The organism is Streptomyces pinistramenti, from assembly GCF_020564935.1.
Lineage (GTDB): Bacteria > Actinomycetota > Actinomycetes > Streptomycetales > Streptomycetaceae > Streptomyces > Streptomyces pinistramenti.
This window is the reverse complement of record NZ_JAJCXB010000006.1, coordinates 63,732-89,854: the sequence shown is the minus strand read 5'-3', so window position 1 is coordinate 89,854 and position 26,123 is coordinate 63,732. Positions and strand designations below refer to the sequence as shown.

The window sequence follows — 26,123 nt, the reverse complement described above, 5'->3', positions numbered from 1 at the left end:
AAAGCCCCGCCACGCCCCCGAGCCGGGAAACGTGGCGGGGCTTTGACCTTGCCGCCCGATGGGCGCCCGGCGGACTCAAGTCGGCCGGTGCGCCGCGCACTTCGGCGGCCGTCCGGCCACGCGACGGCCGCCTGACGGGCACCGCCCGAAAGCCAGGTGTACAGACCCCCGCCACCCGCCACAATGGCGCCATGCCCGACTCCGCCGGCACCCTCCGGCTTCCCTGGACTCTCGCCGCCGAGCCGTCCGGTTGCCCGGACGCCATGGCCCTGCTGCGCGCGTACTACACCGAAGTCGCCGACCGCTACTACGAGTTGCACGAGCGGCGGCGCTCCACGGCTGCGGAGATCGAGCAGGGGCTGGCGGAGTATCCGAGTGACTGCCTGGGCCCGCCGCACGGTGTGCTGCTGGTCGCCCGGCACGGTGGCACGGCAGCCGGGTGTGCCGGGGTGCGACTGCTCGACGAGCGGACCGCCGAGCTGAAGCAGCTGTTCGTCCGGCCCGCCCACCGCGGCCTCGGCGCCGCCGCCGGGCTCCTGACGGCCGCCGAACGGGCCGCGGGCGAACTGGGCGCCGAACGGATCCGGCTGGACACCCGGCTCGACCTGGTGGAGGCGGTCGCGCTCTACCGTCGGCACGGGTACCGGGAGATCGCCCCGTACCACGACGATCCGTACGCGGACGTCTTCTTCGAGAAGCGAACACCGCGCCCCGCCCCCTGATCACTTCGCCAGGTCCCCCGGCCGCGGCGTACGCGGGACGCTGGGCCGGGCGTCGCCGTCGTGCGGTTCCTCGGCGTCCGATCCGCACAGTTCGGATGTCAGCTGCTGGACGAGTTCCGCGAGGTCGTGCGGGCGGTCGTCGGTCCACCAGTCGCCCAGCATCCGCGCCAGCGACTCCTCGCGGGCGGCGGCCAGCCGGGCGGCGACCGCGCGGCCCGTGTCGGTGAGCAGCAGGTCGAGGCCCTCCCGTACGGCGAGACCGCGTTCCTCGACCTGGCGGGTGGCCTCGGCTATCACCCCGAGCGGCACGGTGGTGCGCTCGGCGAGCATCGCCGGTTCCACCGCTCCGTGCCGCTGGATGCGCAGCAGCATCCAGCTGGCGGCCGGTTTCAGATCGAGCCCGGCCCGTTCGGTGATCTTCTCGTAGATCCTTTTCCGCCCTTCCATGCTGCCGAGTTTGGACAGCGCGCGGGCGCATTCGTCGTACGAGGAGCGCTCCACGGGGTTGGAGGACAGCACCTCGGTGGTGTCCGGCGCGGTGACGCTGCTGCGCAGCGGCTCCTCCTTGAGGAACCAGGCCAGCACGAAGGCGACCAGGACGACCGGGACCGCGTAGAGGAACATGTCGGTGATCGAGACGGAGTAGGCATTGAGCACACCGGCCCGCAGGGATGCCGGGAGCCGGGAGACGACCCGCGGGTCCTGGGCGATGCTGGACGGGGCGACGCCGGGGGGCAGTTGCCGGCCCGCGACGGCGTCGGCGATCCGCGGGCCCAGCTTGCTGGCGAAGATCGTGCCGAAGATGGAGACGCCGAACGAGGCGCCGATGGAGCGGAAGAACGTGGCGCCGGAGGTGGCGACCCCCAGGTCCTTGTAGTCGACCGCGTTCTGCACGATGAGCACCAGCACCTGCATGACCAGGCCGAGCCCGAAGCCGAAGACGAAGAAGTAGCCGCTCATGACCGTGACGCCGCTGGTCGGGCCGAGCTGGTGCAGCAGCAGGAGGCCGACGGCGGTGACGGCGGTACCGGCGATCGGGAAGAACTTGTATCGGCCGGTGCGGCTGACGATCTGCCCGGATGCGGTCGACGACACCAGCATGCCGAGCACCATCGGCAGCATGTGGACCCCGGACATGGTCGGTGTCACCCTCTGCACGACCTGTAGGAACGTCGGCAGATACGTCATCGAGCCGAACATCGCGAAGCCGACGACGAAGCCGATGACGGCGGTCAGCGCGAAGGTCCGCAGGCGGAAGAGGCGCAGCGGCAGGACAGGCTCGGCGGCCCGCCGCTCGACGAAGACGAACACGGCCAGCAGGACGAGGCCGAGCACGCCGAGCCCCACGATCTGCCAGGAAGCCCAGGGGTAACTGACGCCACCGAGCGAGGTCATCAGGACCAGACAGGCGGCGACGGCGGCGATCAGGCCGGTGCCCAGGTAGTCGATCCGGTGCGGGGTGCGGCGGACCGGGATGTGCAGCACGGCGGCGATGACGGCCAGCGCGATGATGCCGACGGGCACGTTGATGTAGAAGACCCAGCGCCAGCTCAGATGGTCCACGAACAGGCCGCCGAGCAGCGGCCCGAGGACGCTCGTACCGCCGAAGACGGCACCGAACAGGCCCTGGTACTTGCCGCGTTCCCGCGGTGGCACGATGTCGCCGACGATCGCCATCGAGAGCACGATCAGACCGCCGCCGCCCAGGCCCTGGAGGGCGCGGAACCCGATCAGCTGCGGCATGTTCTGCGCGATGCCGCACAGCACCGAGCCGATCAGAAAGATCACGATGGCGGTCTGGAAGAGCTTCTTGCGCCCGTACTGGTCGCCCAGCTTGCCCCACAGCGGCGTCGCGGCCGTCGACGCCAGGAGGTAGGCGGTGACCACCCAGGAGAGGTGGTCGAGACCGCCCAGGTCGCTGACGATCGTGGGCAGCGCGGTGGCGACGATGGTCTGGTCGAGTGCCGCGATGAGCATGCCGAGCAGCAGTGCGCCGATCGCGACGAGGACCGCCCGCTGGGACCGGCCCTCGCCGGGCACCGTCGGTGCACCGGTGTCCTGCGCCATGAGCGCCTCCCTCTCTCCCGGCCTGCCGCCCGCCGCGCCATCCACTCGGCCGCGGCCTGGCCGTCACGGTCGGCCGTTCCTCTCCATCCTGGGCGTTTCCGCCCGATATGGCCCGCCGAGTGCGCGAGCCCGGATTTCGATGCCGTGCCACTGCGACGTCGCCGCCGTATCGATGCGGTATCGCCGGTGATGTCGCATACGAGCCCCGGGGCGCGGCGCGCGGCCGCGACGGATACCCCACGGATGTCCGCGACTGCCTGCGCGGAGCCGCCCGGCGTCTGGATAATCGCTGCCGGTTCGACGGCTCCGGGGCCGCCGCCGGAACGGTCGTCCCCGGACTTCAGGGAGGGGACCGCTGTGACGTCGGAGACCTGCCCGCACTGCTGCGCTCCGGTACGCGGCGACGGACGGCCGACATGCCTGTGCGCTGCGGTCGCCGAGGACGACTTCGATCCGCTGCGGGTGCGGCCGTATGTGTCGTTACCTGATCCGGAGGGGCCGGAGAGCGGGGAGGGGCCGGGGAGGCCGAAGGGGCCGGAGAGCGTGGAGTGGGCGGGGCGGGCGCAGTGGTCGGAGCCGTCGGATGTTTCCGAGGGGTGGGAGTACCCGGACCCCTGCGTCCCTGACCTCTCGGGCCCCCCGGCATCGCCGCAGCTTCACGACCTGCCCGACCTGCGGAATCTGCGCGGGGTCCGGCCCGTCGACCGCGTCGGCGTACCGCGCGCGGCCCGCACGTCCCCGGACCCCCTGGCCCCGAGGCCGAACCGGGCCGCCGGGCCGACGTCCAGGACGGTCAGTTCGTCGGAGCCCGGTGAGGCCCCCGGCGGCGGTCCGGCCGCTGCCGGCGGCAGTGAGGGGACTCACCGGAGCGGCCGGAAGCGCGCGTTGCTGGCCGTCGCGGGCGCGGCGGTGGCGGCGAGCGCGGTGCTGGCCGGCAGCGATGCGCGGTCCAGCGGGGCCGACGAGCAGGCGTCCGCGCCCGACCGGGGCCTGACGGCACCGACCGCGCCCGCCCCCACCGACGACGACCGCCCCTCGGAGAACGGCGCCCCGACATCCCGCTCCGCCAACCGCTCCCCCGCCCCCGTCCGCAGCGCCCGCCCCCCGGACACGTCGGCATCGGCCGCATGGGCCCCGGGCACACCTGACACCGGCCAGACCGCGCTGCGCCAGGGTTCCGAAGGCCCCGAGGTGGCGGAACTCCAGCATCGGCTGCGGCAGTTGGGGCTGTACCTGGGCACCGATGACGGCCGGTACGACGCCGCCGTACGCGACGCGGTCACCCACTACCAGTGGCAGTACGGCGTCCAGGGCGACCCCGAGGGCGTCTACGGATCACGGACCCGCGGGTCACTGGAGTACCGCACCCACGCACTGTGAACGACGGACGCGACCACCCCGCGAGGGCCCGAGGCCGAGCCAGGCACGGGAAGCACCCAGCCTCGCCAACACCACCACCGAGGCCACCCCGCCCCACAAGGCGGCATTTCCCCCGAGGCGCCATTTCCCCCCAGAGTGGCATTTCCCACTCTTTCCCCCAGCACTCCGCGACGGAGCCCCCGCCCGACCGACGTCGCACCGCACGACCCCGCGCCCCCACACGGCACCGCACCTCCACCCGTTTCCGCAGGTCAAACGGCTATGCGCAGCCGATACCCGACGTCTGCACCCCTCCACCCGGCATCTCCGACAAGGCGCCGCACGCCCACGACCACCCACTTCCGGCCCCGCTCGCCCGCGCCCATCGGAGGGGGCCGGTTGTCGACGCCCCGACGCGCTTTGTATCGTGTAGGAACAAAGTGGTTCCGCCCGCACTCCCTGACCGGCGGGCGGAGCCACTTGTTTTTCTTCACCTGCGGGCACGGACGCGCCGGCCGCCCCCGGCCCCGTACCGCCGCACACAGATCCGCGTACGCCACTCCGCTCGTAGCGCCCAGGAGCCCGCCGATGACGGCAACCACCACGCTCACCGCCCGCGCACTGCTGCTCGACATGGACAGCACGATCGTGAACTCCGAGGCCGTGGTCGAGCGCTGCTGGCGCCGTTGGGCCGCCGAGCAGGGGCTGCCCGATGCGGACGTCCTCCAGGTCGTGCACGGCCGGCAGGGCTGGGCCACGATGGCCGCGCTGCTCCCGGACCGTCCCATGGAGCTGAACATGGCGGACAACCGGCGGATGCTGGCGCAGGAGACCGCCGACACCGACGGTGTGGTGCCGGTCCCGGGCGCCCCGGCCTTCATGGACGCGATTGCCGCGCTGCCGCACGCCCTGGTGACCTCCGCCGATGTCGCGCTCTCCGACGCCCGGATGGCCGCCGCGGGGCTGGCCGTGCCCGCCGTCCGGATCACCGCCGAGAGCGTCAGCGCCAGCAAGCCCGACCCCGAGGGCTTCCTCAAGGGCGCGGCCGAGCTGGGCCACGCGCCCGACGACTGCCTCGTGTTCGAGGACTCGGAGGCGGGCATCGCCGCGGGCCTGGCGGCCGGGATGCGGGTGGTCGGCGTCGGTGACCGTGCGGCCGCCTTCGCGCCGACGGTGCAGGTCCGCGACCTGACCGGGATCCGCGTCGAGGCCCTCACCGACGGCCGTATCGCCCTGCACTTCCCGGCCTGACGGGCAACGGCCTGACGGGCAACGGACCGCCCGGCCGGGCACCGTCGCGGCGCCCGGCCCGGATCCGCCTGCTCAGCCCGTGATCGCCTCGTACAGGCTGAAGCCCGCCAGCAGGATCATCACGCACGCCGCGACCTTGGTGATGAGCCTGAGCGGTACGTGCTTCATCAGCGTGCGGCCGCCGATGATGCCCAGGCCCGCCACCGCCCACAGGGCCAGGACGGCGCCGATGCCGACGGACAGCGGGTCGTCGTAGCGTGCGGCGAGATTCGCGGTCATGATCTGGGTCAGGTCACCGAACTCGGCCACCAGGATCATCATGAAGCCCGCCCCGGAGACCTTCCAGAAGCTCTGGTCGGCGGGCTTCTTCACCTCTTCGTCGCCCTCGTCCTTCTTGAAGAGCAGGACCGCCGCCCCGGCCAGGAAGAGCACGCCGACCACACCCTGCACGAGCCGGTGCGGCAGCAGCGTCAGCACGCTGCCCGCGGCGATGGCCAGGGCGACGTGGACGAGGAAGGCCGCGGCGACGCCGACGAAGACGTACGAGGCGCGGTAACGGGTGCCGAGCATCAGGCCGGCCAAGGCGGTCTTGTCGGGCAGCTCGGCAAGGAAGATGACGCCGAAGACGACGGCGGCGACGGTGAGACTGAACACGGGGCTGGATACCTCGATCGATCGGGCCGCACCGAGGGGCCCATCGAAAGGGATCGCTTCGGCACGGCAGCGTAGAACACTGCGGCCGAAGGTCTCGCTGGCCCGCCACCCCGCTCCGCGGTGGTGAAGAGCCTCCGGGCGCCGGCCCACCACGAGGGCGGGCATTATGTCGACGGTCCGGCGAAGAGCTACTCCCCTTCTGCTGCCGTCAAGGGTACGCGGTGGATGCGCCCGCGCGCGACCAGCTCCAGCACCACCGAGACCGCCACCGCCTGCACCGCCATCAACGCCACCAGCACGAACAGCTGCACCGCACCGGCCTGTACGGGCGAGGCCCCGCCGAGCAGCATGCCGACGAACGCGCCGGGGAGTGTGACCAACCCCACCGTCCGCGTCTGGTCGAGCCCCGGCAGCTGCGCGTCCGCGGCGGCCGGGCGGGCCACCTCCATCCGCGCGTCCCGGTCCAGCAGGCCCAGCGCGAGCCCCGCCTCCACCTCCCCGTGCCGGGTCTCCAGTTCGTCCAGCGCGCGCCGCCCGCCGAGCACGGTGGCAGTCAGCGCCCCGCCGATCAGGATGCCGGCGACGGGGATGAGGGTGAGGCCGCGCGGCGGGAGCAGCCCGGTGAGCAGCAGCAGGACGACGACCGGGACGACGCCGGCGGCGATCGGCACCGCGGCCCACCACCACGTGTGGTTTCCGGTGATCCGGCGCCCCGCCGTGCGCACCGCCACGGCGAACATCAGCACGAGGAAACACAGCAGCCACGGGAGTGCGCCGACGACCCAGCCGATGAGGGAGGAAACGGCGGCGAGTTGGGCGGCGGCGCGCAGTCCTGCCACCGCGATCTGCCGGGCGTGACCGAGGCGCGCCACGGCCGTCACGGTCACGGCGGCGATCAACAGGACGGCGAGGACGACCCCGAGGGTGGCATTGACCGGCAGCAGCACGCACTCACTGTAGGGGCGCGTGCGCGGGGGTGTCCCAACCCGAGTGCCCCGAAAGGAAGATGGCCCACCGTCAAACCCTTGAACTGACGTGGGCATGTCGCCACTCTGTTACGTGGTGCCCATGTTCCGGCAACCCCACGTCGCCATCATGGCCCCGCACCGCACACCAACTTCCCCCCACATCAAGGGAGTTCCGATGCCAAAGGTCTACGCGCGTCGCGTCACCGTCGCCGCGGGCTCGGCCGCAGCCCTGGTCTGCACGCTGCTGCTGAGCGGCCAGACCGCACAGGCGGCGCCGCCCAGCCCGCCGGACGTGGCCACCGCACGGACGTACCTCGCCGACATCAAGGAGCAGGCCGAGGGCCCGCAGGACGGCTACAGCCGCGACAAGTTCCCGCACTGGATCGACCAGGGCGGCAACTGCAACACCCGCGAGGTGGTACTCAAGCGCGACGGCACCGACGTCCAGACGGACAGCAAGTGCGCGGCGACCAGCGGCACATGGAAGTCGGCCTACGACGACGGCGTGTGGACGAAGTCGTCCGACGTGGACATCGACCATGTCGTCCCGCTGTCCGAGGCGTGGAAGTCGGGCGCGGCGCAGTGGACCACCGCCCACCGCCAGGAATTCGCCAACGACCTGACGCACTCCCAGCTGATCGCCGTCACCGACAACGTCAACCAGCAGAAGGGCGACAAGGACCCGGCGAAGTGGCTGCCGCCGAAAGCCTCGTTCCACTGCGAGTACGCCCGGATGTGGGTGTGGGTGAAGCACGTGTACAGCCTGACGGCGGACTCCGCCGAGAAGGCGGCCCTGAAGAAGATCCTCGACGGCTGCTGAGCACCCACGGGCACCCCGTGAGCCCGGCCGGCGCCACCGCGCGCCGGTGAACCGATACCCCGCGCCCGCCGACCGGAGCCACCTCCGGCCGGCGGGCGCTCGGCGTTCCAGGGGCCCGACACTCCAAGGGCCGCGGCGTTCCCGGGAGTTCCGCGCGTCCGGTGACCGGTGCCCTGAGTACCGGTGAGCGCGATCGGGCACCCCTCCGGAAATTGGTTCAGACCAAAGGTCCCTTTTGGCCAGAGATTGAACTTGCAAGCATAGTTTAGGTGTCCCTAACCTGTGCCTCCATCGGTTGCACGTCCCCCTCGAAACCGAAGGAGTCCCCACATGTCCGCTCCAGCCAATCCACTCCATCCCGCACCAGATCCCTCCTTCACGGAGAAATTCACGCCGCACGTGCTCGCGCTCTTCCGGGTGATCGTCGGCCTGCTCTTCGCCTGCCACGGCGCGTCCACGGTCTTCGGCGTGCTCGGCGGCGCGATGGGCAGCGGCGCGGCCCTCCCGGCGGGCACCTGGCCCGGCTGGTACGCAGCCGTCATCCAGCTCGTCGGCGGCATCCTGGTGCTGTGCGGCCTCGGCACCCGCGCCGCGGCCTTCGTCAGCTCCGGCTCGATGGCGTACGCGTACTTCTCCACCCACCAGGGCACCGCACTGTGGCCGATCCAGAACGGCGGCGAGCCGTCCGTGATGTTCTGCTGGGCGTTCCTGCTGATCGTCTTCATCGGCCCCGGCGCCTGGTCCCTCGACCGGCTGCTCTTCGGCTCCCGCGACGGCCTGCGCGGGCGGGAACAGGGGCGTCCGGAAACCGGAGACCGCGAGCGGACCGCCGCCTGACCGGTCCGCCGCTCACGGATCCACGGCGCCACCGCACCATCCGGTGTCCGCCCGGAGCCCACGCTCAGGCCCCGGGCGGACACTCGTCACGCACACGCGGCACGCACCACCGGCCCGCACGGCGCCCCAGCCGTGCGGGCCGCCTCTTGGAGAGGCCGGCTCGGAGAGGCCGCCACTACCGATCACCAATGAACGCGAAGTGTGCGTGACGCGTACAACATCTGTCCCCCTGGGACAGAACCGGGCAGAGCGCAGGCGTACGCTGTATGGCTGTAGAGCCGCCCCTGCCGCCCCATGCGACGTCGCGGCGGGGTCCGGACCGGGAGTGGCGCGTTGTTGGAAAACCTGGGGCATCTCAGCGGTACCCCCTGGGTGTACGTGATCATCACCCTCTCGGTCGTGCTCGACGTCTTCGTCCCGATCCTGCCCAGCGGCGTCCTGGTGATCACCGCGGCCACCGCCGCCGCGGGCACCGGCACCGCGGCGGGCGCGGTCAGCGCGGTGGGTGCGTCCGTGGACGCCGGGGCCCATCTGGCCGAGATGTTCTCGCTCGTGCTGTGCGCCGCCGCCGCTTCGGTGCTCGGCGACATGGTCGCGTACCGGCTGGCCTGGCGCGGCGGCGACCGCTTCGACCGCACGATCGGCCGCTCCCGCCGCCTGACCGCCGCCCAGCAGCGCCTCGGCACGGCGCTCCACCGGGGCGGCGGCGGCATCGTCGTCCTGGCCCGCGTCGCGCCGGCCGGCCGCGCGGTGGTCAGCCTGGGCGCGGGTGTCGCGCATCGCACGGTGCGCGAGTTCCTGCCCTGGTCCGCGCTGGCCGGCCTGGTCTGGGCCGCGTACAGCGTGAGCCTGGGCTACTTCGGCGGACAGTGGCTCGGCACGTCCTGGATCAGCACCGCACTGTCCGTCTGCGCGCTCTTCATCGCCGGATCCGCCGCCGCCTTCCTGATGCGCAGGCCGGAGCGCCGCCCCGCGCACTGAGGTTCCTCCGTCGGCCTGCACGGGGGCGACGGCCGGCCGGACCGCCGCCCCCGGTGTGCGCTACGAAGCGCCCTGCGCCGCCGCATCCTGATCGGCCGGCACCACGGCGATCGGGCAGACCGCGTGCAGCAGCACGGCATGCGCCACCGACCCGAGCCGCGGCCCCATCGGCACCCGGCGGCGGTGGCGGGCAACGACCACCAGATCGCTCTCCTCCGACGCCGCCACCAGCAGCCCGGCCGCGCTCTCCTCCTGGAGGACCACCTCCACGTCGACCTCCGGGTACCGGTCGCGATGCGGCGCGAGCACCTCCGTCAGCTGCTTGCCGAGCGCGTCCGCGTAGTCCTGCTGCGTGGCCTCGTACGCCGCCACGTACTCGAAGGCGGGCGGCATCAGCATCGGCCACGTGTAGCCGGAGAGCACCTTCAGGCGGGCGCCGCGGCGGCTCGCCTCGGCGAAGGCGAAGCCGATCGCGCCGGGCTCGTCCGATGACGCGTCCACGCCGAGTGCGACCTGCGGGGTGCCGGGCGGCGCCGCCGTCACCTCGGCCGCCCGCCGGGTGCGGTCGCGGTCCGGGCGCGGTACGACGACGACCGGGCAGGCGGCACGGGCGGCGCCGGCCAGCCCGTTGGAGCCGAGCAGCAGGCTGGCGAAGCCGCCGCGGCCGCGCGAGCCGAGCACCAGCAGCCGGGCCTCGGCGCCGAGCGCGGGCAGCACGATGTCCGGCAGCCCCGCAAGGCCGCGGAACTCGATCTCCGGCAGCGCGGCCCCCCGCTCCCCCTCGGCCGCCAGCTTCGCCCGCAGCTCGTCCAGCACCGGGTCGCCCGCCCCGGCGGCGGCTTCGGCGGCCGCGGCGCGCTCGGCCGTGGCGTACGGCCAGACGTGCACCACCTGCAACGCCGCGCCCCGCAGCCGGGCCGCGTCGACCGCCCAGCGCAGCGCCCGCTCACTGTCGGCGGACCCGTCCACAGCGACGATGACGGGAAGGGTGTCCATGTGCGCCTCCATACGAACGACGAGAACCACGGCGCGGTGTGCCGCCGTGGCCGATGCCCCGCGCGGCGGGGCCGGGCCGGCGGGTCCGGTCTGCGCCGCGCTGTACGGAGCATCATGATCAGCTTCCTTCATCCTGCCCCGCGCGTACGGCCCTGGGCACGGGACGAAAGTCCCGCCTGCCCGCCGGCCGTCCACCAGGGACCACCGCCCGCCCGGGGCCGCGCCGCGCACGGAGTAAAGTCGACCGTCACCACCCCGCCGTACCGCTCCCGCAGGCCGCGCCGATCCGCGCCGCCCGGGGAGCGCGCCGGCGCCCTCGGCGGCCCGCAGTGCCACGGCTCCGCGGCGGCGCCCTGGCAGGGGTCCGAACCACTAACGCGAGGCACATTTCGGTGAATGCACCGCCGGTCGTCGAATGGACCGAGGCCGACGAGGCCCGCTCCGCCCGTTGGCGCTCCGAAAACGGCGCGCCCCCGCCCCGCCGGATCGTGATCGCGGACGACCGGATGAAGGCCGACGCCGCGTACAAACTCGCCTGCGAGGGCACCGCCCTCCTCTGGCGCGGCGATTTCCACAACGCCAGGCAGCTCCTGACGGCGATGACCCGCCGCATCGACCGCCGCCCGCGCAAGACACTCCCCGACGACCCGGCGCAGGCGTTCCACCAGCACCGCGCGGCGCAGAACCAGCGCGCCCGCATCCTGGGCATGCTGCTGGTCCCCCTCGACGCGACGCTCACGGTGCCGCTGCACCGTGCCCCCGACGTCCGCGCGGCCTGCGCCCAGGCGTACGGCCCGCCCCCGGCCGACACCGAGGACGGCACCACGGACGGCACACCGCCCGCCTCGCCCCCGACCGCCTCCGTCGTCTCGCTGCGCGAACTCCTCGGCCTCATCGGCGCGTACGAGTGGCGCAAGAAGGGCGTGGAGATCCCGGCGCTCGGCGGCGACCGTATCCACCCGCACTACGGCGTCTTCTCGCCCGCCCGCGGCGAGTACGTCGACCTCGTGGCCGCCGCCCCGCTGCCCGCGCAGGACCTGGCCTTCGACATCGGCACCGGCACCGGCGTCCTCGCCTCCGTGCTCGCGCGCCGTGGCGTGCGCCGGGTCGTGGCCACCGACCAGGATCCGCGCGCGCTGGCCTGCGCCCGCGAGAACACCGAACGGCTGGGCGTCGCGGGCCGGGTGGCGGTGGTCGAGGCCGACCTGTTCCCGGAAGGCCGCGCTCCGCTGGTCGTCTGCAACCCGCCCTGGGTGCCCGCGAAGCCGACGACGCCCATCGAGTACGCCGTGTACGACCCGGGCAGCCGGATGCTGCGCGGATTCCTGAACGGCCTGGCGGATCACCTCACTCCGGGCGGCGAGGGCTGGCTGATCCTGTCCGACCTGGCCGAACACCTCGACCTGCGGCCGCGGTCCGAACTCACCGACGCCTTCGCAACGGCCGGCCTCAAGGTCGTCGACCGGCTCGACGTCACCCCGCGCCACCCGCGCGCCCGCGACACCTCCGACCCGCTCCACGTGGCCCGCGCCGCCGAGGTCACCTCCCTGTGGCGGCTCACGGCCACGGACTGACCCCGGCCCACACCCCATCCGCCGACCCGCCCGCACCGGGCACGAGGGGAGCACCATGGACACGGACCCACCACACCTCCTGGCCCGCGCCCGTCGGCTCGCCGCCTCCGCGACACCCGCGCGGCGCCGCATCCTGGGCATCACCGGCCCCCCGGGTGCCGGCAAGTCCACCCTCGCCGCCCACCTGGTGGCGCGGCTGGCCGGGCAGGCGGCGCTGGTTCCGATGGACGGCTTCCACCTCGCCGGGTCCGAACTGCGCCGCCTCGGCCGCACCCACCGCAAGGGCGCGCCGGACACCTTCGACCCGGACGGCTACGCGGCGCTGCTCGCCCGCCTGCACTCCCCCGCCCCGGACACCGTCGTCTACGCCCCCGCCTTCGACCGCCGCATCGAGGAGCCCGTCGCCGGCAGCATCGCCGTCCCGCCGCACCTCCCGCTCGTCATCACCGAAGGCAACTACCTGCTCGTCGACGAGGCCCCGTGGGCCCGTGCCCGCGCGCTGCTCGACGAGGTCTGGTACGTGGACCTGGACGGCACGGAGCGGGTACGGCGGCTCGTCGGCCGCCACGAGCGGTTCGGCAGGCCGCGCGCCGATGCGGAACGGTTCGTGCACGCGTCGGACGAGGCCAACGCCCGCCTGGTGGCGGCCACTCGGGACCGCGCCGACCTCGTCGTCACCTTCGCCCCGGGAGCGGCCCCGCGGCCGGACGGCCCCTGATTCCCCGCGGGGAACGCCCTCTTCGAGGGAACGCCGCCACCTCGCTGCACGTCTTCGGCCGACCGGTCGAGGAATTCCGGCACCTCGCGGGCGACTCGCACGTTGCACCGAAGGAATGCGGCAGTTCCGGTACTTCAGGCGGTTCCGGCGCGGCAGACATTTCCGATGGTGGCGACGATTCCGGCAGCGCGCCCTGACCCGTCCGCAGGCCGTCGAGCGGCACCCGGCAGGACCACGGCGACGAGTTCACACGAAGGATGGCAGGGAGCATGACCCAGGGAATCAGCGGCTGGGCCGACATCGAGAACGGCACCGTGCCGATCGACGACGGCGAGCTGTTCTACGAGGCCGCGGGCACGGGCCCCGCCGTGGTCCTGCTGCACGGCGGCATGCTCGACCAGCGCATGTGGGACGAGCAGTTCGCCTGGCTCGTCCGCTCCGGCCTGCGCGCGATCCGCTACGACATCCGGGGCCACGGCCTCTCCTCGTCCGTGACCGGCGACTGGGCCAACCACGACGACCTGCGGGCGCTGCTCGACGCGCTCGCGGTGCCCCGCGCCGTCCTGGTCGGCCTCTCCCACGGCGCCCGCATCGCCCTCGACACCGCGCTGGCCCACCCGCAGCGGGTCACGGCCCTGGCCCTGGCCTCCCCCGCCGTCAGCGGCCGCGCCTTCACCGACCCGTTCCTCCTCGCGCACATCAGGGAACAGGTGGCCGCGATCGGCGAACCGGACGGCGCGGAGCGGTACGTCGAGCACTTCCTGCGGATGTGGGTGGACGGCCCGCACCGCGAACCGGCCGCAGTGGACGCCGCGTTGCGCGAACGGCTCCGCGCCTCGGCCCAGGCCAATGCCGAGGTGCACTCCGACGCGCTGGGGGCCGGCGCACCCGTCGAGGTCGGGGCCGCCGGCCGCCTCGCCGAGATCCGGGTTCCGACCCTCGTCCTGGACGGTGACCTCGACAGCACGGACATCTCCGCCAACGCCCATGCCCTCGCCCTGGCCGTGCCGGGCGCCCAGCGGATCCGCATTCCCGGCGCGGGCCACATGGTCAACCTGGAGAACGGCGCCTTCTTCGATCACGCGCTGCACGGCTTCCTCTTCGCGCTCCCGTACTGACCCTTTCACGCCACCTTTACCGGAGGTCCCACACACCCTCACAGGCCCACCAACCAGCACAAATAGGCTCCATGGAGGCCCCGTCCCGGCTCCGTTAGAGTGGCCGGGCCGTGGTGTTCGGGAAGACCGGTGAAGGGCCGAAAGGCCCCAGCCCGGAGCGGCCCTCGCCACTGTGATCGGGAGTTTCCGACCCTTCGGCACGCGCGCTTCGCCGCGTGTGCCGGGCCACTGACCGCAGCCCGCGGCCGGGAAGGCCGGGCCTGGACGCGTGCACCCGTAAGCCAGGAGACCGGCCACGGCATCTCACGAAGTGATCCACGAGGTGCTGGAGCGTGACCGCCGTATGGCCCTGTCCACCGATCCCCCGCACACCCCTGCCCCGGCTTCGGCGTTCCGCTGGCGCCGGCAGGACACCGTCCGTACCGCCGGCCTGATGGCCGTCATAGCCGCCCTGCACGTCGTCGCCTTCGGCGTGCTCTTCCTCCTGGTCATCCCGTACCACTACACGGTCGGCAGCCAGGTCTTCGGAGTCGGTCTCGGCATCACCGCCTACACCCTCGGTATGCGGCACGCCTTCGACGCCGACCACATCGCGGCGATCGACAACACCACACGCAAGCTGATGGCCGACGGCAAGCGGCCCGTCTCCGTGGGCTTCTGGTTCGCGCTGGGGCACTCCAGCGTCGTCGTCGCGATGGCCGCCCTGGTAGCCGGCGGCGCCCAGCTCGCCGGCACCCTGCTGAACGACGATTCGCGCGCCCACCAGGTACTCGGCACCGTCGGCACCACCGTCTCCGGCAGCTTCCTCTACCTCATCGCCGCGCTCAACCTCATCGCGCTCGCCGGTATCTGGCGGGTCTTCCGCGGCATGCGCGAGGGCAGGTTCGACGAGACGGAGCTGGAAGCGCGCCTGAATTCCCGCGGGTTCATGAACCGCATCCTGGGACGGTTCACCCGGTCCATCTCCCGGCCGGGCCAGATGTACCCGCTGGGATTCCTCTTCGGCCTCGGGTTCGACACCGCGACCGAGGTGACGCTGATGGTGATGGCGGGCAGCGGCGCCGCGGCCGGTCTGCCCTGGTACGCGATCCTGTGCCTGCCGCTGCTGTTCGCCGCCGGAATGAGCCTGTTCGACACCCTCGACGGCACGTTCATGAACTTCGCCTACCAGTGGGCGTTCGCCAACCCGGTGCGCAAGGTCTACTACAACCTCACCATCACCGGTCTCTCGATCGCCGTGGCCTTCTTCATCGGCACCATCGAGCTGGTGACCGTCCTGCACGACAAACTCGGCCTCACCGACGGCGTCACCGGCTGGATCTCCGGCCTCGACCTGGACAACGTCGGCTTCATCATCGTCGGCCTGTTCGTGGTCGTCTGGGCGGCGGCGCTGGCGTACTGGCGGCTCTCCGGCGTCGAAAAACGCTGGGCGGACCGCGCGGCGTCGGAGACCTGACGGGTCGGCTGCCGGCCGCGGCCTCGTCCCGCGAGGCCCGGCCGGCGGCTCCCGGCATCGTCGGCGGCCGGGAGCGCCGGCCGCCCGTATCCGGGTCTCAGGTGGCGGTGCCCGCCGCAGCGCCCGTTTCCCGGTCCGTGCCCCAGCGCCTGAGCGCCGCGGCAAGGTCGAGCGGCCGCAGCCGGTCCGGCTCGTCGGGGCCCGGCCAGTCCTCCCGGGGCACCCGCCACATCACCTCGAACTCGTTGCCGTCCGGATCCTTGGCGTACAGCGACTTCGACACGAGATGATCGGACGCACCGACCAGCGCACCGTGCGCGGCGAGCCGTTCCTCAGCCGCGACCAGATCGCCCAGGGTGCCGACCTCCCAGGCCAGGTGGTAGAGCCCGACCCGCCCGGCCTCCGGCCCCGGCGCCTCGGCGCCCACGGCGAAGAGGCCCAGATCGTGGTCGTTGAGCGAGCCGGGCGCGGCCAGGAAGGCCGCGCGGCCGGGCATCTCGTCGGTCGTCGTGAGCCCCAGGGTGTCGCCGTAGAACGCGACGGACCGGGCCACGTCACGGACGTAGAGCACCGCATGGTTGAGGCGACGTACGGACATCGGACCCTCCTTCTCCTCTCATTCTCCCGCCACGTCCGGGCATCCGGCACGTGGCTGCCGGCCGCTACTTGCGGATCAGCAGCACGATCCCGGCGACGACCACGGCCAGCACCAGGGCGGCGACGCCGTACAGCAGACGGTGGGACTTCAGGACCGGCAGCACGCGGTCGACGGCGTAGCGGCCGGGGCCGGTCAGGGCGAGGGCGGCCGCGCCGATGGTCAGCAGCAGTTCGTACTCGACGCCCTTGGGGGCGAAGAAGCCGCCGCCCCACTTGACGGCCAGCGCGTTGATCATCGTGCCGACCAGTGCGGCCGCCGCGAGCGGGGTGAAGAGCCCGAAGACCAGTCCGAGGCCGCCCAGCGTCTCGGTCAGCCCGGCCACCACCGCCATGGCATGGCCCGCCGGGTAGCCGCTGGCGGTGAAGAACTGCCCGATGCCGTCAAGACCCGGGCCGTCGAACCAGCCGAAGAGTTTCTGCGCACCGTGCGCGGCCATCGTGAGTCCGAGTGCCAGCCGCAGCAGGAGCAGGCCGGTGTCGTAGCCGTGCGGGGACGGGGCGGGGCGCTCGGAAGGGCCGGTGCGCGCGGTCGGGACGGTGCCGAGGGGGGTGGTCATCGAAGGCCGCTCTTTCGGGTCGGGAGTTACTTGAATGTTCAAGTCATTGGTTCCGACCATACACAGCGCCTCCGCCACGGACAACCACGGATACGAGCCAGGGGGCCGCCCGCCCGCACACCCGAAAACCCACAGGGCCGCGGACTCCGTCACCACGAGTCCACGGCCCTGCAACCCACATCGGAGGCCCGCACGCGCGGGCCCCGCATCACGCGTGCCAGACCTCCCGGATGTGCGAGACATCACCGGAGCCGTTCACCGTGAGCTCGTAGATGTCACCCGCGCAGGAGAGCGGCGGCTCGACCGGCTGGTGCTTCATGCAGGCGGTCAGGTGGCGGGCCAGTTCGGCGGTGGGCACCGTCCGGAACGTGGTCGCGCCGGTGGTCAGCTCGGCCGTGGCGCCCGCGGCCAGCTGGTAGCGGGCCGCCTTGCCGGTCCCCGCATACCCCCCGCCATTGGGATCGCACGCGAACTCCGCCTCCCGTACGGACAGCGCACCGCCGGACGACGCGCCCATGACCCGCACCGTCCGGTGGCCCGCCGGGACCTTCCGCGGCGTGCAGTCGGACGACGGCTCGGGGTCGACCGCCTTGTCCCCCGATGCCGGCGCCGAAGCGGACGGGCCGGATGCCTTGGACGGTTCGGACGACGCGGATGCCCGGGGTGAGGCGGCCGCGGTCGTGTCGTCACTCTTGCAGGAGGTGAGCGTGGCCAGCGCGGCGGCCAGGGCGGCTGCGGCGAGCAGGCGGCGGGTGAGCATGTAGGCGTTCTCTCTCATGTTCGACGAGGCGATACGGATCTCGGACGACGTCTGCGCACCCACCCGGGCCCGCCCGGAGCCGCGGCGAACTGCGCGGAAGGCCCTGCCCGTTGGCAGGAACCGGCCCCGCGGCCCGCCGCGCACCCGGGGAACGGGGGCGCACCCGTGACGTCCCGCCCGGAGTGCGGCGGAACGTCACGGGCATCCCTCAGAGGCCGTTACGGCGGTAGGGCACGTACGGGTGGCCGCCCGCTCTCTCCTGCGCGGCGTCGCCCGAGTAGTACGGGTAAGGGATGACGTGCGAGACGGTGCCCTGGGAGCCGTTGTCCTCCAGGGCGATGTACTTGGTGTGCGAGGAGTCGGCCCAGCCGCCGAAGAGGACGGTGTGGTCGCCCGCGACCAGGGCGTCGCCCGGCTGGAGATCGTCCTTGGTGATCTGGTGAGCCGTGTCGCCGCCCATCAGGCCGTATGTGTTCAGCCCCGGCGGCTTCAGGCCCCAGGCGGCGGAGACGAAGCCCGAGCAGTCGTCCCGATAGCCGTTGGTGGTCGCCGACTGGCTGTAGCCGATCCGGTGGTTCACCCGCTCCAGGGCCCGGTCGATGATGTCCTTGCGCTCCGCCGGGAGCCCCGACGTGTCGGGCTTGTCCTGAACACCCGCGCCGGTGGTCGTGTGGTGCTTGCCCGGTGACCAGGCATCCCAGTCGCCGACCGTCTTCCACTTGCCGTCGCCGTGCCCCTCACTGGGAGCGGGCCCGCCGGCACCGCCACCACCCCCGGCGCCACCTCCGCCGCCACCGGTGCCACCGCCACCGCTTCCGCCTCCGGATCCGCCCCCGCTGCCTCCCGAACCGCCGCCACCGCCTCCTTGTGGCGCGGGGTGGACATCCTTGTCCGGGTGCTTGATCTTCTTGAGGTCTTCCTCGGTCTTCTTCTCGTTCGCCTCGTACTCGGCCTTGACCTTCTTGATCTTCTCGGCGTCCGCCGCCAGCTCCTCCAGCAGCTGCTGCTTGGTCAGCTCCAGGCGCGCGCTGAGCTCCGCGATCTGCTTCACGTCCGCGAGCACCTGGTAGGCGATGCCGAAACCGGGGAGATGCGCGAGCGGCGCCGTGGCGAGGTCGATCGCCGCCGCCTTGGCCAGCGTCTCCTTGATCTCCCCGAGCTGCTGATTCAGCTCCTTCATCCGCCGGCTGGCCGTCTGCCAGTCCTTCTCGATCTTGGCGAGTTCCGCCATCTCGACACCGAACGTGTCGCCTGCCATCCCTACAACCCCCGTGATGTCGTGGTGAACCGCAAGGAACACGGCACACCGGGAAAACGCCGGAATTCGCGGCCGCCAACTCCCGTAACCGCACGGCCCGATGGCCGCCACACCCGCTCGGCGCCGGGCCTCACCCCCGCCGGTCTGCGCCACCGTCGAACCGCGCCCTCGGGACGGCGACGGACGCGGGCCATCCCGCCACCGAGCGCTGCACAGGACCGGACCGACGCCCCGTCGAGCGCCGCAACCGCCGATCCCAACAGAGGCCGGCCCGCCGCCAGTAGACGTTTTCCGGCCGTCAGTAGACCTTGGCCAGCCGGTCGACCGACTTGCCCAGAGTGGACAGGTCGTCGGAGACCTTGTTCATCTCCTTGACGCGGTCGTTGGCGACCTTGGCGAAAGCGTCGGCTGCAGGCCCGTGCCAAGTGAGCTGCCCCAGCGAGGAGTTGATCTCCTTGGTCAGCCCGTCCATCTCCGTGCTCAGCTTCGCCAGCTCGGCCGCGATCTTCTGCAGATCGGCCTCGCCCCCGCCGAACATCTGCGTCAGCACCCAGTGCGCAATCTCGGCCGGCGCCATCAAGACGTCCTTGCCGACCTCGACCACGTCGCCGACCAGCTTCTTACCGTCGTCCCAGAGATCCCCGAGACCCATCGCTACCCCCCGTGGTGCGCGCGTGGCTCATCCACTGATGCCTAGTCAAAGATTACCAGGACTACGTGTACCTGACATCTCGTACGCGCCACCATCCCGCCCCTCCGGACCCCGCCACCTTGGGCGCTCCACCACCCGGCACACGGAAGGGAGGGACACAGGAAACCTGCCTCAACACGAACCTGCCGGAACCCGGCACAACAGGGCGGCCGCCGCTTCCCCCCGCCATCTCCCAGAGCAGCAAAAATGGCCTCCCGAATACCGCTCCGGAAGGCCATTACCTGCATGTGCGCTGTTCAGCGCGGTGGGCACAGACGGATTCGAACCGCCGACATCTGCTTTGTAAGAGCAGCGCTCTACCGCTGAGCTATGCGCCCTGGTCGAGCCGACAGAGTACCTTGCCGTCGGGGCTGAACTGCAAGCCAGTGGGTGAATCGCGAACTTACCGGCCGGTGTGTTCGTTTCTCCCGGGTGGGAGAATGACAGTCGGTTCTGGGGCGATCCGATCGGGAGAGGGATGTGACGGCGACACACACGCAGCCGCACGAGCAGCGAGCACGCCGTCGGGCCCGCGGGGGGCCGGTCCGTGATCTGGTGGCGCTCGCGCTGCTGCCGTTGCCGTTGCTGGTGGCGGCGGTTCCGGCGGCGTTCGCCGGGGGCGGTACGCGGCGCTGGTTCGGGCGCGGGGACGGGCAGCGGGCGGATGCGCAGGCCGCGAAGGACGCCGCCGCGGCGGCGTTCTACGAGCTGGACACCGCGCAGCGCGACCTGCGGATCTCGATAGAGACCATCACCGCGGTCGACAATTCCCCGCGGGCCAGGAAGGCCGCCGAGGAGTACCAGGCGTTCGGCCACCGGATCGACGAGGTCAGCCAGGGCTACATCGCCGCCGTGGACACCCATGACCTGGACCGCGACGATCTGGACAGCGCGGCGGCCGGCCGTGCGCGGGCCGATCTGACGCGGGCCAAGGAGGAGCTGGAGCGCGTCAAGGGCGATCTCGAACGGTTCGCGCAGGGGCTGGGGCCGCTGTTGCAGACCGCGGAGACGCAGCTGGCCCGGCTGGCTCCGGCCGTCGAACGGGGCAGACAGGGACTGCTCGCGGCGAGCAATGCGCTGGACGCGGTGCGCGCGAAGGGGCTGAAGGCGGACGATCTCGCGGCGCGGCTGGCGTCGCTCGCGCCGGAGCTGACCAAGCTCAACGAAGGCGCGGGCCGGCACGGCGTGCAGGAGACGATCCGGCGCGCCGACGACGTGCTGCGCAAGGCCGAGGAGCTGCGGGCGGAGGCCGAGCGGCTGCCGGAGCGTGCCGCGGAGATCGACAAGCGGCTGGTGTCGCTGCGGACCCGCGCGCAGGCGATCACGACCCGTGCCGGGCAGGTCGATCCGGTGCTCAGCGAACTGCGGCGGCGCTACAGCGCGGCCTGCTGGCAGGACCTCCAGCACGTACCGGAGCAGGCGGCGCAGTCCGTACGGCAGGCCGAGGTGAAACTGCGCGAGGCCCAGCAGGCGCGGGACGAGCAGCGGTGGGCGGACGCGACGAGCCTGCTGGCGACGGTCCGTGCGCTCCTCGACACCACGGGCGAGGCGGTTTCGACGGCCGCCGACCGCCTGCAGCGGCTGGATGCGGTGTCGTTCGACCGGCAGCAGGAGGTGGACCGTACGCGCTTCGCCGTCCGGGACGCCCAGCGGCTTGCGATGTCCGGACGCAGCACCCCCGACCCCCGGCACGCCCGACCCTTGGACGACGCGGTGGCGCGGCTCGACCGTGCGGTCGCGGGCCTGGAGGGCCGGCATCCGGACTGGTGGCACTTCCTGACGGAGACCGAGGCGGTGCGCGCGACCGCGGCACGGGTGGTGCAGGAGATCCGGGAGGAACGGGGCGGCACGGGCGCCTGAGCGGCCGGAGGACCGGGGGCGGGGTCGCGGGCCGAGGGACGGCGCGTTGGCGCGGCACCGCATACCGGCGGATCCTGGAGTGGAGTAGGGCCCAGGCGGCACATCTGCGCGAGGGAGGCCGGACATGGCCACCACTGGAGCTACCGGAACACCGAGGGTGGGGCCGCACGGCCTGCGCGGGCCCTCGAACCTGTTCCGCGGGGGCAAACTGCGCCACACCCGTCTCGACGAGCATCTGCCGACGGACCACCGGCTCAGCAAGGTCTACCGCATCGGTGCGGGCCTGATGGGCCTCGCCCTGGTCGCGTTCGGCATCCTCGGCCTGATCGACAGGATCGGCTTCTTCGACACCGGTGGCGCCAGCGTCGCCGGACTCAACGCCAACGGTTCGCTGAGCGTCCTGTCCATCGTCGTGGGCGTGGTGCTCTTCGCCGGCATGGTGATCGGCGGGAATTTCGCCTCCACCCTCAACACCGTGCTGGGCGGCCTGTTCCTGCTGAGCGGTTTCGTGAATCTGGCACTGCTCCAAACCGATGCGAACTTCCTCGCGTTCAAGATCCAGAACGTGCTGTTCAGCTTCGTGGTGGGCCTGATGCTGCTGGTGTTCGGGATGTACGGCCGGGTCAGCGGCGGGCTGTCGCACGACAACCCGTACTGGCGGGCCCGCCATCCCGAGGTGGTCCAGCGGATGGCCCGTGAACGGATGCACCCCGCCACCGGTGCCGCGGCCGCCCGGCAGGCCGCGCTCGACAAAATCCAGTCCGGCGCGACGCCCGGCGAGGAGGCGACACCACACCAGGGCACGGCCCGGGGGCGGATCGAGCCGGGGGGACACCGCGGCGGCGAGGGGCGGGCGGGCGGTTAGGGCGCGATCCCGGTCTCCCGGGGGAAGGGCGCATCACGGCGGGTGGATCTGCCGGCGGTGCGCCCTTCTGCTGCTCCGTGGCCGGTCGGCGGCCGGTGCTCGGCCCGGCGTCCCGGCATCTGCCCTTCACTTCTCTCCATCTCGAAAACAATTGCTAATTAACTATTTCTTGTGCGAATCTGGAGGCGTGACGGAAGCGGAAGCGGCTGCCACGGAGAGATCGGCACGACCGGAGGGGGTGGGGACGAGATGCCGCAGTCCACAGGTTCCGCCGCGTACGCGGGGCGCGGGGTGCATGCCGTGGCGGTGGAGGCGCTGGCGAAGCGGATCTTCAACGGAACGTACGGCGTGGGTGACACGATCGACCTGCGGGACCTGATGGCCGAGCTGGACGTCAGCCAGACCGTGCTGCGCGAGGCCATAAAGGTGCTGACCACCAAGGGCCTCCTGGACGCACGGCAGAAGCGCGGCACCTTCGTCCGTCCCCAGGAGCAGTGGAATCTGCTCGACAGCGACGTCCTGCGCTGGAAGCTGGCGGCGGGCGCCTCGCCCGGTTTCTTCGCCGAGCTGCTGACCCTGCGCCGCTCAATAGAGCCGGCCGCCGCCGCGCTGGCCGCGCGGCACCGTACCGAAGCCGACCTCGACTCGCTCGACGCGGCGCTCAGCGCGATGGCCGCGACCGACAGCGATCCCGTGCTGCTCGTGCGCGCCGACGCCTCGTTCCACACGGCGCTGCTGGCCGCCTCGCACAACCGCTTCTACGCGCAGATGTACCGGGTGATCGTGCCCGTACTGATCCAGCGCGACCGCACGGTGCACGCCGGCGCGTTCGAGCATCCGCACCCCTCGCACGCCGAGGTCGTCGAGTCCATACGCGGCCGGGACGCCGAGGGCGCATCCCTGTCGATGCACGCGCTGCTCGACATGTCCGGCCGCGACCACCCCTGACGGAACGCGGCATCCGGCGCCCCGGCCTCCCGGCTTCCCCCGCAACGCAGACGGACTACGCAGACGAAGACGAAAAGGTGCAGAGCCGGTGCACAGCGCCGGGAGGAAAGGACGGCCGCCCCATGAAGATCAGCCGCATCGAGACGTTCCTCGCCCCGCCGCGCTGGATGTTCGTGCGCGTGGAGACCGACGAGGGCCTGGTCGGCTGGGGCGAGCCCGTGGTCGAAGGGCGGGCGGAACCCGTGCGGGCGGCCGTGGAGGTGCTGGCCGAATACCTGCTGGGCCAGGATCCGGCACGTATCGAGGACCACTGGCAGGTGATGACCAAGGGCGGGTTCTACCGGGGCGGCCCGGTGCTGTCGTCCGCCGTCGCCGGCCTTGATCAGGCGCTGTGGGACATCAAGGGCAAGCGGCACGGGCTGCCCGTCTACCAGCTGCTCGGCGGCCCGGTGCGCGAGAAGATCCGGGCCTACGCATGGGTGGGGGGCGATGAGCCACGGGCGATCCGGGACGCACTGTCCGCGCAGATCGAGGCCGGATTCACCGCCGTCAAGATGAACGGCTGCGGCCGCATGACTCCGGTGGCCACCCGCGCGGAGATACGGGAGTGTCTGCTGCGCGCCGAGACCGCGCGCGAAACGCTCGGCGAGGAACGGGACTTCGGGCTCGACTTCCACGGCCGGGTCTCCCCCGCCAACGCCCGCCGGCTGCTGCCGCTGCTCGCCCCGTATGCGCCGATGTTCGTCGAGGAGCCCGTCCTCTCGGAGCAGATGCACGCCGTACCGGACCTCGTCAACGCCTCCAACATCCCGCTGGCGCTGGGGGAACGCCTCTTCAGCAGACGGGAGTTCCTGGCACCACTGGAGGCGGGGGTGGCAATCGTGCAGCCGGACATCTCGCACGCGGGCGGCATCTCCGAACTCCGCCGGATCGCCGCCCTCGCCGAGACCTACGGCGCCCAGCTCGCCCCGCACTGCCCGCTCGGCCCGGTCGCGCTCGCCGCCAGCCTCCAAGTCGCCTTCACCACGCCGAACTTCCTCATCCAGGAGCAGTCCATCGGCATTCACTACAACAAGGGCGCCGAACTGCTGGACTACGTCGCGGACCCGGAGCCGTTCCGCTTCCGTGGCGGGTCACTGCTGCGGACCGACCGGCCGGGGCTCGGCGTCGAGGTGGACGAGTCCGCCGTACGCGCGGCCGACGCGAAGGGCCATGCCTGGCGCAATCCCGTCTGGCGGTACGAGGACGGGGCGTTCGCCGAATGGTGACGCACCGGGCCGGAAGCCCCCGGACGCAGGCACAGACCGACATCCACCACACCCACACCCCGCACGACCCGCGCAGCTCACCGGTGCCGGGAGCAGGAGAGAAGGCAGGAGCCGGACCATGGACTTCCACGCGGCGCTCGGCACCGAGCGGCTGGTGGCCATCATTCGCGGACAGGACGCCGAGGCGTCGTTCCGTACGGTCATGACCTTGGCGGAGGCCGGGATCCCGCTGATCGAGGTCTCGCTCAGCGGGGCCGGCGCGCTCGGCGTCATCCGGCGGGCGCGGGCCGAACTGGGCGACGCCGCCTGGCTCGGTGCCGGCACGGTGCTGACCGCGCAGGACGCCCGGGACGCCGCCGACGCGGGCGCGAATCTGCTGGTCACGCCCGGCCTCGGGGCCGGGGCCGAAGAGTCCGTGCGGCTGGGGCTGCCGGTGCTCGCCGGGGTGCTGACGCCGTCCGAGGTGATCGCCGCGGATGCGCTGGGCGTGACGGCGCTGAAGCTGTTCCCTGCGGCGGTCGGCGGGCCGGCCTATCTGAAGGCGCTCCGTGCGCCGTTCCCCGGGCTGCCGTTCGTCCCCGTCGGCGGGGTGGACGCGACCGCGGCGCGCGCCTATCTCGACGCCGGGGCGGTGGCGGTCGGCGTCGGGTCACCGTTGATCGGCGATGCGGCGGACGGCGGCGATCTTGCCGGTCTGCGCCGTCGTGCCGCGGAGTTCACGGCGGTGTGCGCAGGATGAGGGAGCGCCCGGACGTCTTCACCTTCGGCGAGACCATGGTGGCGCTGCGCGGCAGCGGCCCGCTGAAGCTCGGCGGCACGATGGCGGTCTCCGTGGCCGGCGCGGAGAGCAACGTCGCGATCGGCCTGACTCGCCTCGGCCACGAGGTGCGCTGGGCGGGGGCGGTCGGCGAGGACGAGGCGGGGCAGCTCGTGCTGCGGACGCTGCGCGCCGAGGGGGTGGACGTGTCCGGGGCCGCGACCGATTCCGGTGCGCCGACCGGTCTGCTGCTCTTCGAGCCCCGGCTGCCGGAGGTGACGCGGGTGCATTACTACCGCGCGGGCTCGGCCGGCTCCCGGCTCCGGGCCGAGGCCGTCGAGCGGGCCTTCCGCACGGCCCCGCCGGGCGTGCTGCACCTCACCGGCATCACCCCTGCGCTCAGCCCCGAGGCCCGTGCGGCGGCGGACACCGCGCTCCAACTGGCCGGGCAGCACGGCTCGCTGGTCTGCCTCGACGTCAACTTCCGTGCCCGCCTGTGGAGTCGGCAGGAGGCGGCGCGGGTGATGCGGGCCTGGGTTCCGTACGCGGACGTCCTGATCGCATCCGACGACGAGCTGCCGCTCTGTCTGCCCCCGACGGCCGGCTCCCCATCGGGCGACTCCGCCACGAGCCTCGCGGCGCAGGCCGAGGCGTTGCGGGCGCTGGGCGCCGGCGAGGTCGTGGTGAAACTCGGCGCCGACGGGGCGACGGCCTTCGCCTCCGACGGCTCGCTGCACCGCCCGGCGATACCGGTGCGGGCGGTGGATCCGGTCGGCGCGGGCGACGCCTTCGTCGCCGGCTACCTCTCCGCCCTGCTGGACGGCGCCGGTCTGGACGAGCGCCTCGAACGGGCCGTGACCACCGGCGCCTTCGCGGTGGCCTCGCACGGCGACTGGGAGGGCGCTCCGACCCGCGCGGAGCTGAGCATGCTGGGCGCACCGCCCGGCACCGTCGTGCGGTGACCGGCCCCGGCTAATCTGT

Annotated in this window: 25 protein-coding genes, 1 tRNA gene and 1 riboswitch; of the genes, 16 read left to right on the top strand and 10 right to left on the bottom strand. The window is 72.4% G+C overall.

Translation table 11 applies throughout. The features are described 5' to 3' along the window. The first annotated feature begins 191 nt into the window (after positions 1-191). Positions 192-722 (top strand): GNAT family N-acetyltransferase, encoded by a 531-nt coding sequence (locus tag LIU39_RS06560; protein WP_227045606.1) that lies wholly within the window; start codon positions 192-194, stop codon positions 720-722. On the opposite strand, the gene LIU39_RS06555 is transcribed toward LIU39_RS06560, so the two are convergent. Beyond that, positions 723-2,789 (bottom strand): MDR family MFS transporter, encoded by a 2,067-nt coding sequence (locus LIU39_RS06555; protein WP_227045605.1) that lies wholly within the window; start codon positions 2,787-2,789, stop codon positions 723-725. It abuts the gene before it with no gap. Positions 2,790-3,146: 357 nt separating this feature from the next. On the opposite strand from LIU39_RS06555, the gene LIU39_RS06550 reads away from it, so the two are divergent. Then, the gene (locus LIU39_RS06550) at positions 3,147-4,169 is read left to right on the top strand and encodes a peptidoglycan-binding domain-containing protein (protein WP_227045604.1); all 1,023 of its coding nucleotides are present in this window, start codon (positions 3,147-3,149) and stop codon (positions 4,167-4,169) included. 567 nt (positions 4,170-4,736) lie between these two features. Further along, on the top strand, positions 4,737-5,399 hold the full coding sequence (locus tag LIU39_RS06545) for an HAD-IA family hydrolase (RefSeq protein ID WP_227045603.1): 663 nt from the start codon (positions 4,737-4,739) through the stop codon (positions 5,397-5,399). 72 nt (positions 5,400-5,471) lie between these two features. Here LIU39_RS06545 and LIU39_RS06540 read toward each other — a convergent pair whose 3' ends face one another. Both LIU39_RS06540 and LIU39_RS06535 read right to left on the bottom strand, forming a co-directional pair. Then, positions 5,472-6,053, bottom strand: coding sequence for a TMEM165/GDT1 family protein (locus LIU39_RS06540; RefSeq protein ID WP_227045602.1), 582 nt, complete (start codon positions 6,051-6,053; stop codon positions 5,472-5,474). 188 nt (positions 6,054-6,241) lie between these two features. Beyond that, a complete protein-coding gene (locus tag LIU39_RS06535) occupies positions 6,242-7,000 on the bottom strand; it encodes an ABC transporter permease (RefSeq protein ID WP_227045601.1) in 759 nt (252 codons plus the stop codon). 196 nt (positions 7,001-7,196) lie between these two features. Here LIU39_RS06535 and LIU39_RS06530 point away from each other — a divergent pair, with 196 nt between their 5' ends. The 3 genes from LIU39_RS06530 (at position 7,197) to LIU39_RS06520 (ending at position 9,659) form a co-directional block, all read left to right on the top strand. Then, a complete protein-coding gene (locus tag LIU39_RS06530; RefSeq protein ID WP_227045600.1) occupies positions 7,197-7,841 on the top strand; it encodes an HNH endonuclease family protein in 645 nt (214 codons plus the stop codon). Positions 7,842-8,171: 330 nt separating this feature from the next. Further along, a complete protein-coding gene (locus LIU39_RS06525; RefSeq protein WP_227045599.1) occupies positions 8,172-8,678 on the top strand; it encodes a DoxX family protein in 507 nt (168 codons plus the stop codon). A 333-nt stretch (positions 8,679-9,011) separates the two neighbouring features. After that, entirely contained in the window at positions 9,012-9,659 is a 648-nt protein-coding gene (locus LIU39_RS06520) for a DedA family protein (RefSeq protein ID WP_227045598.1), read from the top strand. 60 nt (positions 9,660-9,719) lie between these two features. On the opposite strand, the gene LIU39_RS06515 is transcribed toward LIU39_RS06520, so the two are convergent. Continuing rightward, the gene (locus LIU39_RS06515) at positions 9,720-10,655 is read right to left on the bottom strand and encodes a universal stress protein (RefSeq protein ID WP_227045597.1); all 936 of its coding nucleotides are present in this window, start codon (positions 10,653-10,655) and stop codon (positions 9,720-9,722) included. Positions 10,656-11,047: 392 nt separating this feature from the next. Between LIU39_RS06515 and LIU39_RS06510 the strand changes: the two genes are divergently transcribed. The 4 genes from LIU39_RS06510 to nicT all read left to right on the top strand — a co-directional run bounded on the left by LIU39_RS06510 (position 11,048) and on the right by nicT (position 15,521). Then, positions 11,048-12,229, top strand: coding sequence for a methyltransferase (locus tag LIU39_RS06510; protein ID WP_227045596.1), 1,182 nt, complete (start codon positions 11,048-11,050; stop codon positions 12,227-12,229). Positions 12,230-12,284: 55 nt separating this feature from the next. Beyond that, the gene (locus LIU39_RS06505; protein WP_227045595.1) at positions 12,285-12,947 is read left to right on the top strand and encodes a nucleoside/nucleotide kinase family protein; all 663 of its coding nucleotides are present in this window, start codon (positions 12,285-12,287) and stop codon (positions 12,945-12,947) included. Positions 12,948-13,216: 269 nt separating this feature from the next. Continuing rightward, positions 13,217-14,065, top strand: coding sequence for an alpha/beta fold hydrolase (locus LIU39_RS06500; RefSeq protein WP_227045594.1), 849 nt, complete (start codon positions 13,217-13,219; stop codon positions 14,063-14,065). A gap of 94 nt (positions 14,066-14,159) precedes the next feature. Then, positions 14,160-14,377, top strand: a riboswitch (cobalamin riboswitch). After that, positions 14,376-15,521, top strand: a complete 1,146-nt coding sequence (gene nicT, locus LIU39_RS06495; RefSeq protein WP_372463816.1) for a Nickel transporter NicT — start codon at positions 14,376-14,378, stop codon at positions 15,519-15,521. Its footprint overlaps the riboswitch before it by 2 nt. Before the next feature lie 97 nt (positions 15,522-15,618). Here the strand turns inward: nicT and LIU39_RS06490 are convergent, their stop codons facing one another. The 6 genes from LIU39_RS06490 to LIU39_RS06465 form a co-directional block, all read right to left on the bottom strand. Continuing rightward, a complete protein-coding gene (locus tag LIU39_RS06490; protein ID WP_227045593.1) occupies positions 15,619-16,119 on the bottom strand; it encodes a VOC family protein in 501 nt (166 codons plus the stop codon). Between the two features lie 64 nt (positions 16,120-16,183). Next, complete coding sequence (locus LIU39_RS06485; RefSeq protein WP_227045592.1) at positions 16,184-16,735, bottom strand: DoxX family protein; 552 nt, start codon at positions 16,733-16,735, stop codon at positions 16,184-16,186. A 208-nt stretch (positions 16,736-16,943) separates the two neighbouring features. Next, complete coding sequence (locus tag LIU39_RS06480; RefSeq protein ID WP_227045591.1) at positions 16,944-17,558, bottom strand: hypothetical protein; 615 nt, start codon at positions 17,556-17,558, stop codon at positions 16,944-16,946. A gap of 145 nt (positions 17,559-17,703) precedes the next feature. Next, entirely contained in the window at positions 17,704-18,753 is a 1,050-nt protein-coding gene (locus LIU39_RS06475; RefSeq protein WP_227045590.1) for an NlpC/P60 family protein, read from the bottom strand. A gap of 298 nt (positions 18,754-19,051) precedes the next feature. Further along, positions 19,052-19,405 carry a WXG100 family type VII secretion target gene (locus LIU39_RS06470; RefSeq protein WP_227045589.1) on the bottom strand — a complete coding sequence of 118 codons (354 nt, stop codon included), beginning with the start codon at positions 19,403-19,405 and terminating at the stop codon, positions 19,052-19,054. A 305-nt stretch (positions 19,406-19,710) separates the two neighbouring features. Further along, a tRNA-Val gene (locus tag LIU39_RS06465) sits at positions 19,711-19,782 on the bottom strand. A 142-nt stretch (positions 19,783-19,924) separates the two neighbouring features. On the opposite strand from LIU39_RS06465, the gene LIU39_RS06460 reads away from it, so the two are divergent. The 6 genes from LIU39_RS06460 to LIU39_RS06435 all read left to right on the top strand — a co-directional run bounded on the left by LIU39_RS06460 (position 19,925) and on the right by LIU39_RS06435 (position 26,104). Next, positions 19,925-21,304, top strand: a complete 1,380-nt coding sequence (locus LIU39_RS06460) for a coiled-coil domain-containing protein (protein ID WP_227045588.1) — start codon at positions 19,925-19,927, stop codon at positions 21,302-21,304. A gap of 124 nt (positions 21,305-21,428) precedes the next feature. Further along, positions 21,429-22,169 (top strand): DUF4383 domain-containing protein, encoded by a 741-nt coding sequence (locus LIU39_RS06455; protein ID WP_227045587.1) that lies wholly within the window; start codon positions 21,429-21,431, stop codon positions 22,167-22,169. Positions 22,170-22,418: 249 nt separating this feature from the next. Further along, on the top strand, positions 22,419-23,117 hold the full coding sequence (locus LIU39_RS06450) for a FadR/GntR family transcriptional regulator (RefSeq protein ID WP_227045586.1): 699 nt from the start codon (positions 22,419-22,421) through the stop codon (positions 23,115-23,117). Positions 23,118-23,239: 122 nt separating this feature from the next. Further along, complete coding sequence (dgoD, locus tag LIU39_RS06445) at positions 23,240-24,385, top strand: galactonate dehydratase (RefSeq protein WP_227045585.1); 1,146 nt, start codon at positions 23,240-23,242, stop codon at positions 24,383-24,385. A gap of 118 nt (positions 24,386-24,503) precedes the next feature. Then, positions 24,504-25,124, top strand: coding sequence for a bifunctional 4-hydroxy-2-oxoglutarate aldolase/2-dehydro-3-deoxy-phosphogluconate aldolase (locus LIU39_RS06440; RefSeq protein WP_227045584.1), 621 nt, complete (start codon positions 24,504-24,506; stop codon positions 25,122-25,124). Further along, positions 25,121-26,104, top strand: a complete 984-nt coding sequence (locus LIU39_RS06435) for a sugar kinase (protein WP_227045583.1) — start codon at positions 25,121-25,123, stop codon at positions 26,102-26,104. The genes LIU39_RS06440 and LIU39_RS06435 overlap by 4 nt, the downstream gene beginning before the upstream one ends. The last annotated feature ends 19 nt before the right edge of the window (positions 26,105-26,123 follow it).

Coding starts and splice junctions, on each gene's coding strand:
- LIU39_RS06560 (WP_227045606.1), top strand. CDS start 192: ATGCCCGACTCCGCCGGCACCCTCCGGCTTCCCTGGACTCTCGCCGCC.
- LIU39_RS06555 (WP_227045605.1), bottom strand. CDS start 2,789: ATGGCGCAGGACACCGGTGCACCGACGGTGCCCGGCGAGGGCCGGTCC.
- LIU39_RS06545 (WP_227045603.1), top strand. CDS start 4,737: ATGACGGCAACCACCACGCTCACCGCCCGCGCACTGCTGCTCGACATG.
- LIU39_RS06530 (WP_227045600.1), top strand. CDS start 7,197: ATGCCAAAGGTCTACGCGCGTCGCGTCACCGTCGCCGCGGGCTCGGCC.
- LIU39_RS06525 (WP_227045599.1), top strand. CDS start 8,172: ATGTCCGCTCCAGCCAATCCACTCCATCCCGCACCAGATCCCTCCTTC.
- LIU39_RS06515 (WP_227045597.1), bottom strand. CDS start 10,655: ATGGACACCCTTCCCGTCATCGTCGCTGTGGACGGGTCCGCCGACAGT.
- LIU39_RS06505 (WP_227045595.1), top strand. CDS start 12,285: ATGGACACGGACCCACCACACCTCCTGGCCCGCGCCCGTCGGCTCGCC.
- LIU39_RS06500 (WP_227045594.1), top strand. CDS start 13,217: ATGACCCAGGGAATCAGCGGCTGGGCCGACATCGAGAACGGCACCGTG.
- LIU39_RS06490 (WP_227045593.1), bottom strand. CDS start 16,119: ATGTCCGTACGTCGCCTCAACCATGCGGTGCTCTACGTCCGTGACGTG.
- LIU39_RS06485 (WP_227045592.1), bottom strand. CDS start 16,735: ATGACCACCCCCCTCGGCACCGTCCCGACCGCGCGCACCGGCCCTTCC.
- LIU39_RS06475 (WP_227045590.1), bottom strand. CDS start 18,753: ATGGCAGGCGACACGTTCGGTGTCGAGATGGCGGAACTCGCCAAGATC.
- LIU39_RS06470 (WP_227045589.1), bottom strand. CDS start 19,405: ATGGGTCTCGGGGATCTCTGGGACGACGGTAAGAAGCTGGTCGGCGAC.
- LIU39_RS06455 (WP_227045587.1), top strand. CDS start 21,429: ATGGCCACCACTGGAGCTACCGGAACACCGAGGGTGGGGCCGCACGGC.
- LIU39_RS06450 (WP_227045586.1), top strand. CDS start 22,419: ATGCCGCAGTCCACAGGTTCCGCCGCGTACGCGGGGCGCGGGGTGCAT.
- dgoD (WP_227045585.1), top strand. CDS start 23,240: ATGAAGATCAGCCGCATCGAGACGTTCCTCGCCCCGCCGCGCTGGATG.
- LIU39_RS06440 (WP_227045584.1), top strand. CDS start 24,504: ATGGACTTCCACGCGGCGCTCGGCACCGAGCGGCTGGTGGCCATCATT.
- LIU39_RS06435 (WP_227045583.1), top strand. CDS start 25,121: ATGAGGGAGCGCCCGGACGTCTTCACCTTCGGCGAGACCATGGTGGCG.